We start from the raw sequence: 17,963 nt of genomic DNA, 5'->3' as shown, positions 1-17,963 counted from the left end.
GGTGACCCCCGTTGACGCTCGCCCGTTGTCATCGTTTAGCGTTGTCATTGTTCACTTCCGCTGGTTGTGGACAGCGCAGGAGCGGCAAGGTTGGTAGCCAGGTTCCGCTTCTGCGCCTTACGGATCTCACGCCCCCACATCAGGACGTGCTTCATCGCCGCACGTCATAGCGTGCGTTTTTCGCTGGTAATGTTGGCTTTCCGGTCGTCTACATGCGACTAGCCAGCAGGCTTTCCTTTCGCCTGGAGTTCCGCGGAGATCTCACCTGCCTGCCGTTCCTCGTATCCGGCCCAGTACAGCGCCTCGTGGTGATGGCCCCGGTCGACGTCCGCGATCGCCTTGTACAGCCGAGCGTTGCCGAGGCGGAACGCCAGCCAGACCGACGGGTTCGCGTTGTTCGGCGGCCGGCGGTCCATCACGACCTTGTGGGCCTCCCGCAGCGTCTTCGGCTCAGCCTTCCGCACGATCACGCCTCTCCGCGCGGGCTTCCAGCAACGCCGCTAGGTCCTCGGCGTGGTCGCGGAGACGACGCAGGAACGCCGCGCATCCCGTCCAGGCGGTCTGGTCCTCCGGCGGCACCAGCGTCACCACGCACAGCCCACCGGCCAGCACCAAGACCGGCGGATGTGCCGTACCCGTCCCGGTTTCCTCCACCGTCACCTCGGTACCCGGGCCGACCGTCCATCGGAGCCCCAGCCCGTCCCACGTTGCCGTCATATTGTTCCCATTCCCAGGCCAGGTCGGCGAACCCCTCGGCCGCCGACTCCAGCGCCGCCACGCACCACCACGGCAACCCGCGCGCCTGCGCCAGCTCGTGCCACGCCCGCGACACCCGCCGAGCAGCATTCGCCGTGTTCGTCGCACTCATCGGCGACAGCACCGCACGGCCGTGTTCCCACGCGGCCATGTAGTCCCGATACGCCCGCTCCCACGCCTCGACCTGCTCGCGGAAGCCCACCTCGCTCACGCGGCCTTCGGCGTCTCACCGGACCCACCGGACCGGGACGCCTTGCTCGCGGCCTGCTTGAACCCGGTCGCGCGGAACACGTAGGACTGGTACTTGAACTCGCCCTGTCCAGCGACACGCGGCTCCGCCGTCAAGCCGTCCAGCTCGATCGGCCGCATCCCCGGCAGCGCCTCCGACGTGGTCGGCACCGGCTGGACATCGGCGAGAAGGGTGATCTCGAAGGAGGCTCGCTTGGCGCGGGTCTCGGCCGGGTCGGTGACCATCACCTTCCACTGCCGCTTACCCGTCACCTCGTCAACCCGCTGCCGCACCGGACGATTGGCGGCCCGGTCCTCACGCGACTGGTATTCGTTGTCGGGCGATACTTCGCCCACCATGACGAGGCCCTGGGTGAACGCGTCGTCGAAGTCGATGCCGAACCGGTGTCCCTTGTCGATAGCCATGCTGAATCCCTTGTGTCGTCTGTTAGTTGGTTTCTTCGGGCGGTTCTCCGCCTCGTGCCGTTGCGGCGTCCAGTGCCGCACTCGCCTTGTCCAGTTCCCTCCGCAGTACGGCGATGGCGTCGGAGTCCACGAGCAGGACCACCGGGAACGCCTTGCCGAACCGGACTTCCGCGCGGTTTGCGTACGTCAGCGCGCGGGCACGAATCGGCAGATCAGCCGTGACGTGGATCTGAACCGTGTCGCGCATGCCACGCCGCGCCTACGCCGCAGGTCGGCGAGGGACCGCCTGCTTGTCCGAGCCAGCCGGCCGAACGGCGGTTTCAGTAGTCACGCCTACCTCCTCGGTGTCCTGGCACCGGGCCTGCCCCGGCAACCTGACACCCAGACTCCGCCAAAACGCGGGACGTGATCACCACGCGGCAGGACATCTCAGGACGTCCCTGGTACCGTCGAAGACGTCCCTACACGTCCCAAGGGGTGCCGATGCCGAACGAACGCCTGCGTGACGCGCTGCTGCGCAACGGCCTGACGCTGGAGCAGGTCGCCAAGGCCGTCGGCGTCGATCAGAAGACCGTCGAGCGCTGGATCACTAAGAACCGGACGCCCTACCCCAAGCACCGGCACAAGATCGCCGCCATGGCGCGGGAGTCAGAGACCTACCTGTGGCCGGACTCGGTAGCCCCGGAACGCAAGGCCGAGACGGCCGCCGCCGAGCTTGTGCAGGTCTTCCCGCACCGCAACGCCGTCCCCGTCGAACTGTGGGATCGGCTGATCAAGGACGCATCGGAGACCGTCGAGATCCTGGTACACGCGGCGTTGTTCCTGGTCGAACGCCCGCGGTTCATCAAGGACCTGACAGCCAAGGCAGCGGCCGGCGCGAAGATCCGGCTCGTGTTCGGAGACCCCGAGGGGGACAGCGTCGCGCTGCGGGGTGAGGAAGAACAACTCGGCGACGGGACGCTTGCGGCGCGCATCCGCAACGCCCTGGCGTTCTACCGGCCGCTGATCGGCGTCGACGGCGTGGAGATGCGGTTCCACAACACGACGCTCTACAACTCGATCTTCCGGTTCGACGACGAGATGATCATCAACACGCACGTGTACGGGTTCCAGGGAGCCCATGCTCCGTCCCTCCACCTGCGGAGACTGTCCGCCGGGGACCTCTTCGAGACGTACTCGGAGAGCTTCGAGTCAGTCTGGAACCTCGCCAAGCCGGCCACCTTCTAGGAGGCAGCATGACCCGAGTCGACTACTACAACGACCCCAACGCCCCCAAGGCCAACAGCATCGCGGTAGCTGTCTCGGCGTTCATCCAGGACGACGAAGGCCGTATCCTGATGATCAGGCGCACCGACAACGACCTTTACTCCATCCCCGGCGGTCAGCTCGAACTCGGCGAGACCCTGACTCAAGCAGCAGTTCGAGAAGTTCGCGAAGAGACCGGCATCGAGTGCGTAGTCACCGAAGTGATAGGCATCTACTCAGACCCCGACCACGTAATCGCCTACGACGACGGCGAGGTTCGGCAGGAATTCTCGATCTGCTTTCGCGCGGAACCAACTGGTGGCCAGCTACGCACAAGCAGTGAAAGTAAAGAAGTTCTCTGGGTACCAACCCAACAGATCGACACAATAAGCATTCACAGATCGATCCTTCTTCGCCTCAACCATGCCCTCAACAAGAACTCCGTCGTTTACTTCACATAGCTACCGTAGGCGCAAAATTGATCGCTTGCACTAAGGCGCCAGCAAAGAGTCTAAGCTCCTTGAACGGCCAAGGTGATCAATGACACCCTTGTCAGCTTCACAAGAGGTCGAATGAGCAACTGGTTCGAAGATGACTTTTTCTAAGTATCAAGCATGCCAGAGGGATCCGCGACTTCCGCATGCAATAACTCGTTGACACAAATAGTGGATAAGAGATAGATCGTAGTTCAACTTGTTCGCTTCTTCACTGTATGGCAGAAGAACATCCGATGCAGTCGGACCGCCATCGGCTTTCGAATGGACAATTCGACAGCGAATTTTATAGACTCGTTCGGCTACTTGTACCAACACTTGAGCATTTGGAGATAGTGATATTGTCGACACGCCCTTGATTTGCCCCTGCTGAGCCAGGAATTCCTCCATGCCATCAGCACTCTTGATATACTCTCGGACGTGAGCGTCGTCAAGCGACCCACGCAAAGTGGCGAGTAGTTGATCTTTTTCACTGCCCGCCCCTCGCCCGGAAGAAGACGCAATAGCAACTATGCGCTGAAGCTGGTTGTCATCTTCTATATCAAATCGAGGGTCTCGAAGTTCGTTCTTGATCTTAGATATGACTTCTGCGCCATAGAAAGAAGGAAAAAAGAACTCGATTGCTTGGTAGTAAGCCAAGTACTGGAGCAAGGGTATGTTTAGCGCCGTCCGCCCATAGGAGTACAGCGTAACTGCTTCTTGTGCGTACTTTCTCCTGGGAAGCTGCGGACGCAATTGAGTGCCGTCCTCGGAAATTTTTCGTCGCACTCGCCTTGAGATTGCGCGTCGACGATCCAGACTAAGGGCTATCTCAAATTTGACGTCCATCTCAAAAAAGAGCGATGCCGTGCACTCATCAAGTGTCTTTTTTGCGACATCATGGCGCTCAATTCCCTGAACATTTATTTTCAAGCTAGGTCGAAGGGCTGCGTTTATTGGCGCATCGAACCCGCCGATCAAGGAGGTAAGCTCAGGGCTATTTTGAGAAATCTCCATACTTATGGGAGCATGGGATTCCGTGAGAATCAATCGCCAGGGCGTGGATAGCGAGACATACTTCCCATTATATAGCTCAACAGAGTTTCGATTATTCACAGCTTCCGAATCATCGATTTCATCGAGGTCGACAGGTTCGCCGCTTGCATCAAGGATCTCGACCCCCGGAAGATTCATTAGCTTGCGCAGCATAGGGCCGACTCCGCCAACCGCAGGGCCCACCACCGCTTCTATTTGATCTTTATCACGATAAAGGACGGCATTGTAATCCCCAATAAACGTCCATAGTGGAAACCTATGAAGGCGCAGGACGTCTGCATCTTCAGAGCTGACATATATACGCCTTTTTCGTTGACCATTCGGAAATCCGACACTCAAATATAAATCGTCGGGATCTCCGCTCTTGATATCTTCTAAATCATGAGTTTCGCAGGGTAAATCTGCATTCATGGCGGCCCGATAAACCTCGTCACGCGAGTCGCCATAGTGGATCTTTTCGCTCAACTCGGCCATTGCGCCGCCTTTGATCGATATCTTGGACGGGGTCGTGTCGGGTAAGTCATCTACCGCTCTGCGACTGCCGAACTTGGCTCTATGGGATCAAGGGCGCGCCGCCGCTGGCGGCGCGCCTGTCGCCTACGTAGCCCCTCGCCTGGGCGGCCGCATCCGCTTCCGACACGGCGGGCTGCCGCTCCGCTCCGCCCGCCGGCCGGGCGGTACGGCCGCCAGCGGGTCACCTGGCGCAGCGCCGCACGGCGGCGGCACGCGGATCCCCAGAGCCAACGTTGGCCTCCTCTACGAGCGGTCGTGACATACGGGTCGTTCGTGACTCGATCTCCGTTACGCACCGTCGTGAGGGACCTCCATCCCGAGGCCCGATCGTGACAACGGCCGGTAGCACCGCGTCAAGACGATGAAGCGTGTCTTGACCCGGCACCACCGGCCGCGTGCTGGCTTCGTATCGGGATGCAGGGGTAGGTGTGGCCGACCCGCCAGGCCGTCTCCAGACCGTCAGAGGCCAGGGAACAGCGACAGACGACGAGAACTAGCGAGACGCATTGGCGCAGGTCAGAGGCCGTTTACGACGAGCTGAGCGAGGTCGACGAAATTCGGCTGAGAAATCCTGGACATCTTCGAGGGCACTCAGCAGATTCAGCAGCTCATCGTGGCCCGGCGGGTCCTCGGGAAGACGAGCGCTCAGCTGAAGTAGGTCGCCGGCGGTCGGCCTCCGGTACTCTCGCCGACGGAGGCCGACCGTGACCGAACCTGCCAGGACCGACAACGCCGTCGTGTACGAGCCCGGTGACACCACTCCGATCAAGACGCCCGAGGAGTGGGCCGCCGAAGGGTGGGACTCCGGGCGGCAGAACCCGAAGACCCTCGACGAAGCCCGCGCCGCGCTCGCTGCGCGGATCGCCGCTCACAACTCGTCCGACACCGATGCCGACTCCGGCGCCTACGACGCGCTGGAGGGCTGACCGTGTACGTCCCCTGGCTCGTCGACGCCGCCCGCAGCACCGGCTACCCCGTCGTCGAGGTCGCCGGGTGGCAGACCCGCGGTCATGGCGGCATGCGCGTCGTCGAAGGCGTTGTCGGGCACCACACCGCCACCGCCGACTCCGCGCCGGGCGACTACCCCTCCCTGGACCTCGTCACCAACGGCCGCCCCGATCTGGCCGGGCCGTTGTGCAACCTCGGCCTCGGCCGCAGCGGCACGGTCTACGTCGTCGCCGCCGGCTGCGCGTACCACGCCGGCGCGTCCCGCTGGCTCGGGTTCCTCGACCTGAACGACGAGTTCCTCGGCATCGAAGCGGAGTCCGCCGGCAACGGCGTCTGGACGGACGCGCAGCGCGACGCGTACCCGAAGCTTGTCGGCGCGCTGCTGCGCTACATGTCCCGCGGTGTCGAGCGCTACGCCGGGCACAAGGACGTCTGCGTGCCCGCGGGCCGCAAGATCGACCCGGTCGGTATCGACACCGGCTGGCTCCGCCAGCGCGCCACCACCGGCGCACCCGGCACGACAGGAGTCGAGATCTTGGAACGCATCACGGTCACGCCGCCGGACGCCGGTGAGCACACGGTCCGCGTCTTCCTGTCCGGCAGCCCGGGTTCGGCGATCGTCGTCCGGCCGCGACTGGGCGGTGACGGCTCAGCGAAACCGATGTGGATACCGGGCATCCTCGCGTGGGGTTCGGACCACGTGGGCATCGGCCACAACCCCGCGCAGGTAGCGGGCTACGACCCGAAGCTGACGTCGCACCGGCGCTACGAACTGCCCGGCGCGGTGTGGGCGGATGTCAGCTACAGCGCGGCCGAGCCGTTCGACCTCGACCTAGTCGGCTGAGCCCGCGGCGATCCGGTCGTCGAGGAACTCGTCTAGGTAGCGCCACGTCGTTCCGCGTGCCTTACGGCCGGTCAGGACGCCCAGGTGCCCACCCGGCGCCGTCTTGAAGCGGACCTCGGGGGCGTTGTCCAGCAGCTCCACCACGCGCTCCACCGAAGCCCGCGGCGCGATCGTGTCGTTCTCGCCCGCCACGACCAGCGTCGGCACCTTCACTGTCGACAGCGAGATGACCCGGCCGTTGAGGTCCACCTTGCCCTCCGCCAGGTCGTTCGTGCGGAACAGGCGGTGGTACAGCTGGCCGAACGTGCGCCCGGGGTAGGCGTACATGTTGCTCATGAAGTGGTCCACCGCCTCGATCTGCGCGAGGTAGTCGCGGTCGTCGAGGTGTGACAGGATCGCGATCGGCTTCGTGATCTCCTTGCTGATGCCCGTCGCGCGGAAGACCCGGCTGACCAAATAGGACGGTGCGCCGCCGAACGCGCGGTAGATCGGCGTCAGCAGGTGGCCGCCCGTCAGGTCGACCAGCGGGCGGAACGGCGCGACGATCGGGATCGCCGTGAAGTCCACCGGGGAGCCGATCGCCGTGATCGACGCGATCGGGAGGTCCGGCTGGTCGGCGTTCACCAGCAGCGAGAAGATCCCGCCCAGCGACCACGAGACCAGGTGCACGGCCTGCCCGCCGTTTTCGGAGCTGACCTTGCGGATCGCGCGCGGCAGCACCTCGTCGATCCAGTGCTCGATGCCCAGGCGCCGGTCGGAGAACGCGACCATGCCGTAGTCGACGAGGTAGGCGTTGCGGCCGTCCTCGACGAGGTGCTCGAGGAGGCTGCAGCCGCGGCGCAGGTCGAAGCAGATCGCCGGCGCGGCCAGCGGCGGCACCAGCAGCACCGGCGGCCCGGACACCGCGCCGCCGCTGTGCGTCATGCGGTACAGCGAGCGGTTGGGGCCCTGGTCGACCAGCACCCGGGGCATCGGGCGGAGATCGGCGACACCGCCGTGCAGCACCTTGCCGACCACGTTCGACGCCGCGGCGGCCAGCCGTGCGGGCGGTGAAACCATTTCTGCTGCCTCCTGGAGGTTCCCGGCGAACTCCAGGCAATCTTGCCAGTGCGGGCATGCACGGCTCAACATCGCCACACCTGCAAGCACCCGGCAAGCACGTCCAATTCGGACAGTCGCTAGGCCGTCCGAGTTACTCCGTGCCCGCCCCGGGAGCACTCTCCGCGGCCCGCGCTTCGTACTGCGCGCGGGCCGGGGAATGGGCCGCCGAAGCCAAAAGCCGGTCCGCCTTCAACGCCCGCGCGAGCGTTTCGCCCGCCCGGCGCGGAAGCAGCCGGGTGAGCTTGCCCATAGTGCCCAGTGACCGGGGCACGAAGACGTCGAACCGCGGCTTGCGCAGGGTGCTCACGATGCCCGGCATCACGCACGAGACGTGGACGCCGCTGCCGTGCAGTTCCAGGTGCACCGCTTCGGACAGCCCGACGACGGCGTGCTTGGTCGCGCAGTACGTCGCCGCGCCGGGGAAGCCGGCCTTGCCCGCGAAGGAAGCGATGTTGACGATGTGGCCGGAACGCCGCGGGCGCATCCGCTTCACCGCCTCGCGGGTGCCGTGGATGACGGCGTGCAGGTTGATCTCCAGCTGGCGCCGGGTCGTCGCGTCGCTCTCCTCCTCGAGGGCGGCGAGCGGCATGATCCCGGCGTTGTTGACCAGCACGTCGATGCGGCCGTAGCGGCGTTCGACCTCGTCGAGGAAACCCGGTGAAGCCGCGGGTGTCGGTGACGTCCAGCGGCAGCGCCTCGGCGCCCAGCTCACCGGCGGTTTTCTCGGCCCGGACCTGGTCGAGGTCGCCGATCACCACCCGCGCGCCCAGCGGGGCCGCGCCGATCCCCTGCCCGCCCCCGGTGATGACGACGACCTTGCCCGCGAGCTTTCACGGCGACCCCTTCGTCCGTTGACAACGCGTCAACAGTGTCGCTCTTCGACCGGGATCGCGCTACCCCACGCGTTGCTCGAGGACCTGCCCGACCCAGGTGTCGACGGTGAACCGCACGGTCGGCTTGAAGCCCTGGCTCTCGTAATAGCGCTGCAGCTCGCCGTCGCCACCGGCCCAGCAGTCGACGCGCACGAGGTCGATGCCCCGGCGCCGCGCCTCGTCGAGCGCGTACTCGACGAGCCGCCCGCCGACGCGCTGCCCGGTGAACCGCCGCGACGTGATCAGCAACCGGACGTACAGCTCACGCTCGTCGACCGCCGGCACGTGCGGGTCGTGCTCCTCGGAGACGATCAGCGCCCCGGCCGGCTCACCGCCGACCATCGCGATCCGCAGCCCGGGGTCGGCGACCATGCCCGTGACCCGCTCGACCCGCTTCGGGACGTTGCTCCACGGCTCGGTTCCCCACTGCCCGGAGCTACCACGGGCGACCAGCCACTCGACGGCCTCGTCGAAGAAGCGCAGCAGTATGTCGGCGTCCCCGGGGTCACCCGATCGGATGACGGTGTTGTCCATGCCCCCTGTTTACCGGACCAGGCGGACGCGCGGGCGTGCTTTCCCAAGGCCGACGGGTCACCAGCAGGCGCCGCCGTAGGTTCGACCCTCCCGGTACTCCCGTTCGAACGCCTTGACAGAACTGCAGAAGCCGTCGAGCACCTCGGCGCTGACGGCGTCCTGGACCTCGGCCCCGTCCTGCAGCGGCATCCAGACGCCTGGCGCCAGCTGCACGGCCTTCGTTTTTCCGCCCATCTGGTACCAGTTCCGGACCTGGCTCGGAAGAGAAGCCGGCTACAACGCAGCAAACCACGGCGCAAAGCCCAGCGAAGGGACGGGGTGCCCCTCCCGGAACGTCAGCCCACGCCGAGGTGGCGGGAGATCAGCATCTTCTGGACCTCGCTCGTCCCCTCGCCGATCTCCAGGATCTTCGCGTCGCGGTAGAACCGGCTCACCGGGTACTCGTTCATGAAGCCGTAGCCGCCGAAGATCTGGGTTGCGTCGCGGGCGTTGTCCATGGCCGCGTTCGAGGCCACCAGCTTGGCGATCGATGCTTCCTTCTTGAACGGCTCGCCGCGCAGCATCTTCGACGCCGCCTGGTAGTAGGCCAGGCGGGCCGTGTGCGTGCGGACCTCCATGTCGGCGATCTTGAACTGGATCGCCTGGTATTCGCCGATGCGCTTGCCGAACGCGACGCGGTCCTTGACGTACTGCAGGCATTCGTCGACGCAGCCCTGGGCCAGGCCCACCGACAGCGCGGCGATGGCGATGCGGCCTTCGTCCAGAATGGACAGGAACTGGGCGTAACCGCGGCCTCGCACGCCGACCAGGTTCTCGACCGGGACATGGACGTCCGAAAAGGACAGTTCGTGCGTGTCCGAGCAGTTCCAGCCGACCTTCGAGTACTTCGGCGCGACCTCGAACCCCGGGGTACCCGACGGGATGAGGATCGCCGAGATCTCCTTGCGGCCGTTCTCCATCACGTCCGTGACGGCGGTGACCGTGACCAGGCGTGTGATGTCCGTGCCCGAGTTCGTGATGAACGCCTTGCTGCCGTTGACGACCCACTCGTCGCCGTCCAGTGCGGCGCGCGTGCGGGTCGCGCCCGCGTCCGAACCGCCGCCCGGCTCGGTCAGGCCGAAGCCGCCCAAGGCCGTGCCCTCGCACAGCGACGGGAGCCACTTCTCCTTCTGCTCCTGCGATCCGAAGCGGTAGATCGGCATCGCGCCGAGGGAGACGCCCGCTTCGAGGGTGATCGCGACCGACGAGTCGACGCGCGCGAGTTCCTCCAGCGCCAGGCACAGGGCGAAGTAGTCGCCGCCCATGCCGCCGAACTCCTCGGGGAACGGCAGGCCGAACAGGCCCATCTCGCCCATCTTCGCGACGATCGCGTACGGGAACTCTTCCTTCTCGTACAGCGCGCCGATCACCGGCGCCACCTCGGCGTGCGCGAAGTCCTCGACGGTCTTGCGGAGGGCCTCGTACTCCTCGTCCAGGCGGAAGTCGATCACTGCTGCTCCTCTTGGGGCGTCACTACGGCAAGGGTTTCGTCCAGCGCGACCTGTTGGCCGGCCCGGACGGGAAGTTCGCTGACCACACCGTCGATCGGCGCGGTGACCGTGTGCTCCATCTTCATCGCTTCGACCACCAGCAACGGCGTCCCGGCGCGGACGACGTCACCTGCGGCGACCTTCACCACGAGCACCGTGCCCGGCATCGGGCTGGTGACCGGCCCGGCCCCGGCGGTCTCGCCCCGCGCGGACAGCACGAACTCCTGCTCCCCGAACGGAAAGCTCAGTCCGTCGCGGGCCAGCCAGGCGGTCCGATCAGAACCGGACGCGTGCCGGTAGCGGTCGAACCGGCCGGCGTGCCGGACTTCCAGCACGGAACCGGCACGCCGAGCCGAGACGTGCACCGGCTCCGCATCGTCGACGAAGACGTTCGCGGAAGAAGGCGCTCCTTCCACCCGGACCACGGCCGACGCCTGACCCGACTTCAGCCGGAACACCACTCCGCCGGACGCGCCCATCCGCCAGCCGTCCGGAACATCCCAAGGGTCCACAATGGACCCCGACGGCTGCAGTTCCAGCAGACGGTCCAGCGCGGCCGCGACGAAGAACTCCGCGGGCACCTCCGAAGAGACCAGGTCGGACAGCCGGCGGTCGACAAGTTCGGTGTCGAGACGTCCGGCACGCACATCGGCGTCGGCCAGCAATCCGCGCAGGAACGCGGTGTTCGTGCCGACGCCAAGCAGCGCCGTGTCGGCCAGCGCCCGGTCGAGCCGGTGCAGCGCGGCCGCGCGGTCCGGGCCCCAGGCGATGACCTTGGCCAGCATCGGGTCGTAGTTCGAGCCGATGACCGCGCCGGGGGTCATCCACGAGTCGACGCGCACGCCGTCACCGGACGGCTCGTGCACCGCCAGCACCGTGCCGCCGGTCGGGATGAAGCCGCGCGCCGGGTCCTCGGCGTAGACGCGCGCCTCGACGGCGTGGCCGTTCAGGACGACGTCTTCCTGCGCAATGGAAAGGTGCTCCCCCGCCGCGACGCGAACCTGCCACTCGACGAGGTCGAGTCCGGTGACCAGCTCGGTGACCGGGTGCTCGACCTGCAGCCGGGTGTTCATCTCCATGAAGAAGAACTCGTCCGGGTTGTGCGCCGACATGATGAACTCGACGGTGCCCGCGCCGACGTACCCGACCGAGCGCGCCGCCTCGGCGGCCGCCGTGCCCATCTTGTCGCGGGTGGCTTCGTCGAGCAGCACCGAAGGGGCTTCCTCGATGATCTTCTGGTGCCGCCGCTGCAGGCTGCACTCACGCTCGCCGAGGTGGATGACGTGACCGTGTTTGTCGGCCATGACCTGGATCTCGATGTGTCGTGGGGTCGTGACGAACCGCTCGATCAGCAGGGTGTCGTCGCCGAAGGAACTCTTGGCCTCACGCCGTGCCGACTCGATGGCTTCGTCCAATTCGGACTCGGCGTGCACCAGCCGCATGCCCTTGCCACCACCACCGGCGGACGGCTTGATCAGCAACGGGTACCCGACGTCCGCCGCGGCGGCGGCGAACCCACCGGCCGGGATGTCCACATCGGACGAACCCGGCACAACGGGAACCCCGGCCTTCGACACCGTCGCCTTGGCGCGGATCTTGTCGCCCATGGCGTCGATCGCGTCGACCGGCGGCCCGATGAACACCAGCCCGGCGGCCTCGCACGCCCGCGCGAACTCGGCGTTCTCGGCCAGGAAGCCGTAACCCGGGTGCACGGCCTGCGCCCCCGACGACACGGCGGCGTCCACAATGGCCGGAATGGACAGGTAGCTCTTCGAGGCTTCGGCGGGACCGATCCGGACGGCGGTGTCCGCCTCGTGGACGTGCCGCGCTTCGGCGTCGGCGTCGCTGTAGACGGCGACGGCGCGGATGCCGAGGTCACGCAACGTGCGGATGACCCGCACCGCGATCTCGCCACGGTTCGCGACCAACACTGAGTCGAACATCATCACATCCGGAAGACGCCGTAGTTGACATCGGACAAAGGTGCGTTCGCCGCGGTCGAGAGCGCGAGGCCGAGCACCGTGCGGGTGTCGGCCGGGTCGATGACGCCGTCGTCCCACAGCCGCGCGGTGGAGTAGTACGGGCTGCCCTGCGCCTCGTACTGTTCGCGGATCGGGTCCTTGAACGACTCTTCGTCCGCCGTGGACCATTCGCCGCCGCGTGCCTCGATCGAGTCGCGGCGGACCGTCGAGAGCACCGACGCCGCCTGCTCGCCGCCCATCACCGAGATCCGCGCGTTCGGCCACATCCACAGGAACCGCGGCGAGTACGCCCGGCCGCACATCGAGTAGTTGCCGGCACCGAACGAGCCGCCGATAACGACCGTTAACTTCGGCACCCGCGCGCAGGCCACCGCGGTGACCATCTTCGCGCCGTGCTTGGCGATGCCGCCGGCCTCGTACGCCTTGCCGACCATGAAGCCGGTGATGTTCTGCAGGAACAGCAGCGGGATCGAGCGCTTGTCGCACAGCTCGATGAAGTGCGCGCCTTTCATCGCGGACTCGGCGAACAGGACGCCGTTGTTCGCGACGATGCCGACGGGGTGGCCGTGGATCCGGGCGAACCCGGTGACCAGCGTCGAGCCGTACTCCTTCTTGAACTCGCCGAACCGGCTGCCGTCGACGATCCGCGCGATCACCTCGCGCACGTCGTACGGCGTGCGCGGGTCGGTCGGCACGACGCCGTACAGCTCGGCCGGGTCGACGGCCGGCGCCTCGGTCGGCAGGACGTCCCACGGGCGCGGCGTGCGCGGCCCGAGCGTCGAGACGATCGAGCGGACGATCCGCAAGGCGTGGGCGTCGTCGTCGGCCAGGTGGTCGGTGACGCCGGACTGGCGCGAGTGGACGTCGCCGCCGCCCAGCTCCTCCGCCGTGACGACCTCGCCGGTCGCGGCCTTCACCAGCGGCGGGCCGCCGAGGAAGATCGTGCCCTGGTTCCGGACGATCACGGCCTCGTCGCTCATCGCCGGGACGTACGCACCGCCGGCGGTGCAGGAGCCGAGCACCGCGGCGATCTGCGGGATGCCGCGCGCGGACATCGTCGCCTGGTTGTAGAAGATCCGGCCGAAGTGTTCACGATCCGGGAAGACCTCGTCCTGCCTGGGCAGGAACGCGCCACCGGAGTCCACCAGGTAGACGCACGGCAGGTTGTTGTGCAGCGCGACCTCCTGGGCGCGCAGGTGCTTCTTCACCGTCATCGGGTAGTACGTGCCGCCCTTGACGGTGGCGTCGTTCGCGACGACCACGCACTCGCGCCCGGAGACGCGCCCGATCCCGGTGATGATGCCTGCGGCCGGCGCTTCGTCGTCGTAGAGTCCGGTCGCGGCCAGCGGCGACAGCTCGAGGAACGGCGAACCCGGGTCCAGCAGGGTGTCGACGCGGTCGCGCGGGAGCAGCTTGCCGCGCTCGACGTGCCGGACGCGCGACTTCTCCGGCCCGCCGAGCCGGGTGCTCGCCAAACGTTTGCGGAGGTCCTCGACCAGCTCCGCGTGCGATGTCGCATTGCGGGCGTAGGCCTCGCTGTCCGGGGCAGCAGAAGTCCCCAGTGCCGGCGTGTCCATGGGCTCCCTCGAAGTTAGCGGTCGTTAACCTCCGAGCCGATGTTAGCGACCGCTAACCTGGCTGTCCAGTCGCCGGAATGCCGTGAAGGCCACCCCGGACGCACCGGGATGGCCTTCACGGACCGGAGGGGACCGGGTTCAGCCGATGGCCGCCCGCAGCGGGGCGTAGTAGCCGCCGGACTGGCCGGCCACGGTCGGGTGGTAGGACTCGATGACCGGCCACGTGAGGCTGTGCAGGTAGTCGCCGGCCGAGGAGCAGATGTTGTGCCCGACGAATGCCGACCGGACGTCGACGAACGTCGCACCGGCCGACGCCGCGCGTGACTGGATGACCGACGCCAGGGTGTCGGCCCCGGAGTTGATCGCCGTGCGCTTGGTGTCGCTCAGCCCGACCCAGCAGGAGCCGGGCACGGTGTAGAAGCGCGGGTAGGACAGGACGACGAGGCGTGCGCCCGGCGCCTTGGCCTTGATCGCGTTGTAGGTGTTCGTCAGCAGCGCCGGGAGCGTGTTGTTGACGTAGGTCTTCGCGGTGTTGACGCGGTTGGTGCAGTCCGCGTCGCTGCCGAGGGTGCAGGTCTGGATCACGTCGCTGAAGCCGGCGTCGTTGCCGCCCACGGTGACCGTGACCAGGGTCGCATTGGAGGGGATGGAGTTGGCCTGGCTGATGACGTCACCCGTCCGGGCGCCGGAACAGGCCAGGAAGGTGAGCGACGTGCCGCTGTGCGCGTTGGCCCACAGCTGCGGGTAGGCGTTGGAGCTGCGGTAACAGCTCCCGGAGCTGCCGTAGCTGCCGGCGCCGACTCCCGAGGAGTAGGAATCACCGACCGCCGCGTAGACGGTCCCGGCGGCCTGGGCGAGGCCCGTGACACCGAGAGTGGACAGGACGACGGCCCCGAGAGCCGTGATCGAGCGCAGGAAGAATCGCCGGGACAGGCGGATCGGAACCCCCATGGGCCACTCCTTTGTGACAGAACCGACCTGAAAAGCACACCAGGTGAAAGCCTCACAAGGAAGAGCGATTACCAGCAAGTAACTCTCTTGGCCCACGACTTAAGACGGGCGAGCGGTTAACGTTCACTAACCGTTACCCCGGACGTGCTTGTTAGCGCTCGCTAACCTGTCGCCCCTAATATGGCCGGATGGCCGCGAACCCGACGCCACTCGTGAACGGCGAGAAGGCGAACAGACGCGAACAGATCCTGGCCGCGGCCGCCGAGCTGTTCGCCCACCACGGCTTCCACGGCGTCGGCATCGACGACATCGGCGCCGCGGTCGGCATCTCCGGCCCGGCGCTCTACCGGCACTTCCGGAGCAAGGACGCGATCCTCGGCGAGATGCTGAACTCGATCAGCCGCTACCTGCTCGACGGCGGCACCACGTGGGCGGGCAGGCCCGGCACGCCGGACGACACGCTGGCCGGGCTCGTCGCGTTCCACGTCGGCTTCGCGCTCAACCACCCGGCGCTGATCACCGTCCAGGAGCGCAACCTCGCGAACCTCACCGACGCCGACCGCAAGCAGGTGCGCGCGCTGCAGCGCCAGTACGTCGAGGTGTGGGTGCAAGCGATCCGCGAAGCCATGCCGGAGCTGGGCGAACGGCAGGCGCGGTCGGCGGCACACGCCGTGTTCGGACTGATCAACTCGACCCCGTACAACCGCCATCTCGGTGACGGCGAACTCGCCGAACTGCTCTCCCGGCTCGCGTTGGGTGCTCTGCGCGCGGCCGGATGACCGACCCGGATCAAGGTATCCCCACGAGCGCCGTCGCTGGTGTTTGATGGGGCACGTGGACCCGGACTGGAACGAGCGGCTCGTCGAGAAGGCCCAGCGCGCGTTGACCGCGCTGAGCGTCGGCGACGACGCCGAGGCCCTCGTCGAGGTCGCTCCGACGGCCGCCGAACCGGAGGCCCGCGCGGACGAGACCAAGGCGCTGATGCTGCTGCTGTTCGGCGAATGCAGCGCGATGGTCTCCACGCTCGGGGACGGCGGCAGCGCGCCGGTCAAGGTCCAGGTCTTCGACGAGGACGGCGAAGAGGTGTCGATCGACCAGGCCGACCCGCCGGTCCGCACCGCGGTGCGGACGCTGCTCGCCGAGGTGCACGGCAACACGGCGGCGGCGCAGGAGCAGGTCGAGATCGCGCTCGCCAACGCGGCGCCGGACGAGGTCGACAGCCTGGTCCTGCAGGCTCTGCGCTGGACGATCCGGCTGTCGGTGGAGTGCCTGGACCGCGACCTGCCGGTGGCGCCCTGGATCTCGGAAGCCGTCTCGGACTAGGACCGCCTCAAGGCCGCAGGGATCGCACGATCGGGGTCAGGTACAGCTCCGCGACGCGACGGCGTTCGACGTCGTCGTCCACCGGGAGCACCGTCTCCGGCGTGAGCACCAGCGACACCACGATCCGGATCAGCAGCTCGGCCATGCCGTCGATGTCCTCGTCCGGCAGGCTCAGGCGCCCCGCGGCGATCTCCGCGCGGAAGTGCGCCGCGATCCGCGCCCGCGCGGCCGCGAAGAGGCCGCCGGCCTGGACGGTCAGGTGCGGCAGGATCAGCTCGGGTTCCGTGCGCAGCAGGCGGGTGAGCAGCCGGTGTCCGCGCAGGTACCCCAGGGAGAAGCTCAACCCCTCGATGAGCTTCTCCTCCGGGGAGTCCTGGGCGTCGACGACGGCGTCGACCTTCGTCAGGAACCGCTTCATCTCCCGCAGGATCAGCGCGTTGAGCAGCTGGTCCTTCTTCGGGAAGTACCGGTAGATCGTCACCCGCGACAGCCCGACGCGGCGCGCGACGTCGTCCACGGTGAACCGGCGCAGCCCGAAGTCCTCGGCCTGGGTCAGGGCCGCGCCCATGATCCGTTCGGACGTCTCGTCACCGGGCAGCTCGGTGTCGAGCGCGTGCTGCAGGAGGTTGCGCATGCGTCGACCCTAGGCGCCTTTACAACTTGACGGAAAATGTTTCATGCGTTCTAGTGTTGCATGACACAGGGAGGCGCGGAATGGCGGATCGCGAAGCCACGGCGGAACGGTTGCTCAGGTCGAGCGCCCGGCTCTCCTACGACCCGGACGTCGACGTCCACTGGGCCGCGCCGCTGAACGAGGACCAGTTCTTCATCCCGGAGCGGCTGGTTTCGCTCTACGGCACGCCGTTGTGGGACACGCTGACGCGCGAGCAGCGGATCGAGCTGTCGCGGCAGGAGCTGGTCAACACCGTCAGCGTCGGCATCTGGTTCGAGATCATCCTGATGCAGATGCTGCTGCGTGCGTCCTACCGGCAGGACCCGACCACCCGTCACGTGCACTACGCGCTGACCGAGATCGCCGACGAATGCCGGCACTCCACGATGTTCGCGACGCTGATCGAGCGCGTCGGCGGCCGGCCGTACCGCAACAACCGCTGGCTGCAGCTCTCGGCGCAGGCGCTGCCGTCGATCCTGCACGGGCCCGCGATGTGGGTGGCGACCCTGATCGGCGAGGAGATCTTCGACGCGCTGCAGCGCGAGCACCTCGACGACGAGTCGGTGCAGCCGGTCGTGCGCGCGGTGATGCGGATCCACGTCACCGAAGAGGCCCGGCACGTCCGGTACGCACGGGACGACCTGGTCCGCGAACTGGAGCACGCGCCCTGGTGGCGCAAGGAGTTCACGCGAATCGTGGTCGCCGTGGGCGCGCTGCTGATGTCGCGGCTGCTGTCCCGGCCCAGGCAGTACCAGCGCGCCGGGATCGACCCGGCGGCGGCCGTCGCGGCCGCGCGCTCGAGCGTGCACCGGCGGGAGACGCTCGCCTTCGGCGCCCGTAAGCTCGTGCGGTTCCTGCGGGACAACAACCTGATCGGCGGGCCGAGCGTCGCGCTCTGGCGCCGTGCCGGAATGCTCTGAAACGAGGGGAAG

At 67.0% G+C, this 17,963-nt stretch carries 20 protein-coding genes and 1 pseudogene; 7 read left to right on the top strand and 14 right to left on the bottom strand.

Translation table 11 applies throughout. The features are described from left to right. Window positions 1-218: 218 nt before the first annotated feature. From ACIOD2_RS10520 to ACIOD2_RS10505, 4 genes are all read right to left on the bottom strand, one after another. The gene (locus ACIOD2_RS10520) at window positions 219-470 is read right to left on the bottom strand and encodes an AMED_5909 family protein (protein WP_400536524.1); all 252 of its coding nucleotides are present in this window, start codon (window positions 468-470) and stop codon (window positions 219-221) included. Beyond that, entirely contained in the window at window positions 451-717 is a 267-nt protein-coding gene (locus ACIOD2_RS10515; protein WP_400536523.1) for a hypothetical protein, read from the bottom strand. The genes ACIOD2_RS10520 and ACIOD2_RS10515 overlap by 20 nt, the downstream gene beginning before the upstream one ends. A 246-nt stretch (window positions 718-963) precedes the next feature. After that, complete coding sequence (locus ACIOD2_RS10510; RefSeq protein WP_392767775.1) at window positions 964-1,410, bottom strand: hypothetical protein; 447 nt, start codon at window positions 1,408-1,410, stop codon at window positions 964-966. Between the two features lie 22 nt (window positions 1,411-1,432). Continuing rightward, window positions 1,433-1,657: a hypothetical protein gene (locus tag ACIOD2_RS10505; protein ID WP_400536522.1), complete on the bottom strand. Its 225-nt coding sequence runs from the start codon at window positions 1,655-1,657 to the stop codon at window positions 1,433-1,435. Between the two features lie 236 nt (window positions 1,658-1,893). Between ACIOD2_RS10505 and ACIOD2_RS10500 the strand changes: the two genes are divergently transcribed. Together ACIOD2_RS10500 and ACIOD2_RS10495 are read left to right on the top strand one after the other, a co-directional pair. After that, window positions 1,894-2,637 (top strand): DUF5919 domain-containing protein, encoded by a 744-nt coding sequence (locus ACIOD2_RS10500; RefSeq protein WP_400536521.1) that lies wholly within the window; start codon window positions 1,894-1,896, stop codon window positions 2,635-2,637. A gap of 8 nt (window positions 2,638-2,645) precedes the next feature. After that, entirely contained in the window at window positions 2,646-3,116 is a 471-nt protein-coding gene (locus ACIOD2_RS10495) for an NUDIX hydrolase (RefSeq protein ID WP_400536520.1), read from the top strand. Between the two features lie 147 nt (window positions 3,117-3,263). Here the strand turns inward: ACIOD2_RS10495 and ACIOD2_RS10490 are convergent, their stop codons facing one another. Next, window positions 3,264-4,658, bottom strand: a complete 1,395-nt coding sequence (locus ACIOD2_RS10490) for a hypothetical protein (protein WP_400536519.1) — start codon at window positions 4,656-4,658, stop codon at window positions 3,264-3,266. A gap of 743 nt (window positions 4,659-5,401) precedes the next feature. Between ACIOD2_RS10490 and ACIOD2_RS10485 the strand changes: the two genes are divergently transcribed. Together ACIOD2_RS10485 and ACIOD2_RS10480 are read left to right on the top strand one after the other, a co-directional pair. Beyond that, entirely contained in the window at window positions 5,402-5,623 is a 222-nt protein-coding gene (locus ACIOD2_RS10485) for a hypothetical protein (protein ID WP_400536518.1), read from the top strand. Between the two features lie 2 nt (window positions 5,624-5,625). Then, complete coding sequence (locus tag ACIOD2_RS10480; protein WP_400536517.1) at window positions 5,626-6,489, top strand: N-acetylmuramoyl-L-alanine amidase; 864 nt, start codon at window positions 5,626-5,628, stop codon at window positions 6,487-6,489. Here the strand turns inward: ACIOD2_RS10480 and ACIOD2_RS10475 are convergent. The 8 genes and pseudogenes from ACIOD2_RS10475 to ACIOD2_RS10440 all read right to left on the bottom strand — a co-directional run bounded on the left by ACIOD2_RS10475 (window position 6,478) and on the right by ACIOD2_RS10440 (window position 15,035). Next, on the bottom strand, window positions 6,478-7,548 hold the full coding sequence (locus ACIOD2_RS10475; protein ID WP_400536516.1) for an alpha/beta fold hydrolase: 1,071 nt from the start codon (window positions 7,546-7,548) through the stop codon (window positions 6,478-6,480). The genes ACIOD2_RS10480 and ACIOD2_RS10475 overlap by 12 nt on opposite strands. 133 nt (window positions 7,549-7,681) lie before the next feature. After that, a pseudogene (locus ACIOD2_RS10470) lies at window positions 7,682-8,396 on the bottom strand (SDR family NAD(P)-dependent oxidoreductase). 87 nt (window positions 8,397-8,483) lie between these two features. Then, window positions 8,484-8,996, bottom strand: coding sequence for a GNAT family N-acetyltransferase (locus ACIOD2_RS10465; protein WP_323323130.1), 513 nt, complete (start codon window positions 8,994-8,996; stop codon window positions 8,484-8,486). A gap of 57 nt (window positions 8,997-9,053) precedes the next feature. Continuing rightward, window positions 9,054-9,230: a hypothetical protein gene (locus tag ACIOD2_RS10460; RefSeq protein ID WP_400536515.1), complete on the bottom strand. Its 177-nt coding sequence runs from the start codon at window positions 9,228-9,230 to the stop codon at window positions 9,054-9,056. A gap of 101 nt (window positions 9,231-9,331) precedes the next feature. After that, window positions 9,332-10,486: an acyl-CoA dehydrogenase family protein gene (locus ACIOD2_RS10455; RefSeq protein WP_400536514.1), complete on the bottom strand. Its 1,155-nt coding sequence runs from the start codon at window positions 10,484-10,486 to the stop codon at window positions 9,332-9,334. Further along, on the bottom strand, window positions 10,483-12,468 hold the full coding sequence (locus tag ACIOD2_RS10450; RefSeq protein ID WP_400536513.1) for an acetyl-CoA carboxylase biotin carboxylase subunit: 1,986 nt from the start codon (window positions 12,466-12,468) through the stop codon (window positions 10,483-10,485). The genes ACIOD2_RS10455 and ACIOD2_RS10450 overlap by 4 nt, the downstream gene beginning before the upstream one ends. A 2-nt stretch (window positions 12,469-12,470) precedes the next feature. Then, on the bottom strand, window positions 12,471-14,084 hold the full coding sequence (locus tag ACIOD2_RS10445; RefSeq protein ID WP_400536512.1) for a carboxyl transferase domain-containing protein: 1,614 nt from the start codon (window positions 14,082-14,084) through the stop codon (window positions 12,471-12,473). A gap of 138 nt (window positions 14,085-14,222) precedes the next feature. Continuing rightward, window positions 14,223-15,035 carry an SGNH/GDSL hydrolase family protein gene (locus tag ACIOD2_RS10440; RefSeq protein WP_400536511.1) on the bottom strand — a complete coding sequence of 271 codons (813 nt, stop codon included), beginning with the start codon at window positions 15,033-15,035 and terminating at the stop codon, window positions 14,223-14,225. A gap of 188 nt (window positions 15,036-15,223) precedes the next feature. Between ACIOD2_RS10440 and ACIOD2_RS10435 the strand changes: the two genes are divergently transcribed. Continuing rightward, the gene (locus ACIOD2_RS10435) at window positions 15,224-15,814 is read left to right on the top strand and encodes a TetR/AcrR family transcriptional regulator (protein ID WP_400536510.1); all 591 of its coding nucleotides are present in this window, start codon (window positions 15,224-15,226) and stop codon (window positions 15,812-15,814) included. A gap of 46 nt (window positions 15,815-15,860) precedes the next feature. Next, window positions 15,861-16,358: a hypothetical protein gene (locus ACIOD2_RS10430; RefSeq protein ID WP_400536509.1), complete on the top strand. Its 498-nt coding sequence runs from the start codon at window positions 15,861-15,863 to the stop codon at window positions 16,356-16,358. Between the two features lie 7 nt (window positions 16,359-16,365). Here ACIOD2_RS10430 and ACIOD2_RS10425 read toward each other — a convergent pair whose 3' ends face one another. Beyond that, window positions 16,366-16,992 carry a TetR/AcrR family transcriptional regulator gene (locus ACIOD2_RS10425; RefSeq protein ID WP_400536508.1) on the bottom strand — a complete coding sequence of 209 codons (627 nt, stop codon included), beginning with the start codon at window positions 16,990-16,992 and terminating at the stop codon, window positions 16,366-16,368. 80 nt (window positions 16,993-17,072) lie between these two features. On the opposite strand from ACIOD2_RS10425, the gene ACIOD2_RS10420 reads away from it, so the two are divergent. Beyond that, the gene (locus ACIOD2_RS10420) at window positions 17,073-17,951 is read left to right on the top strand and encodes a diiron oxygenase (RefSeq protein WP_400536507.1); all 879 of its coding nucleotides are present in this window, start codon (window positions 17,073-17,075) and stop codon (window positions 17,949-17,951) included. The last annotated feature ends 12 nt before the right edge of the window (window positions 17,952-17,963 follow it).

This window comes from Amycolatopsis sp. NPDC088138, assembly GCF_044741685.1.
Taxonomy (GTDB): domain Bacteria; phylum Actinomycetota; class Actinomycetes; order Mycobacteriales; family Pseudonocardiaceae; genus Amycolatopsis.
This window is presented reverse-complemented; position numbering and strand designations above follow the sequence as displayed.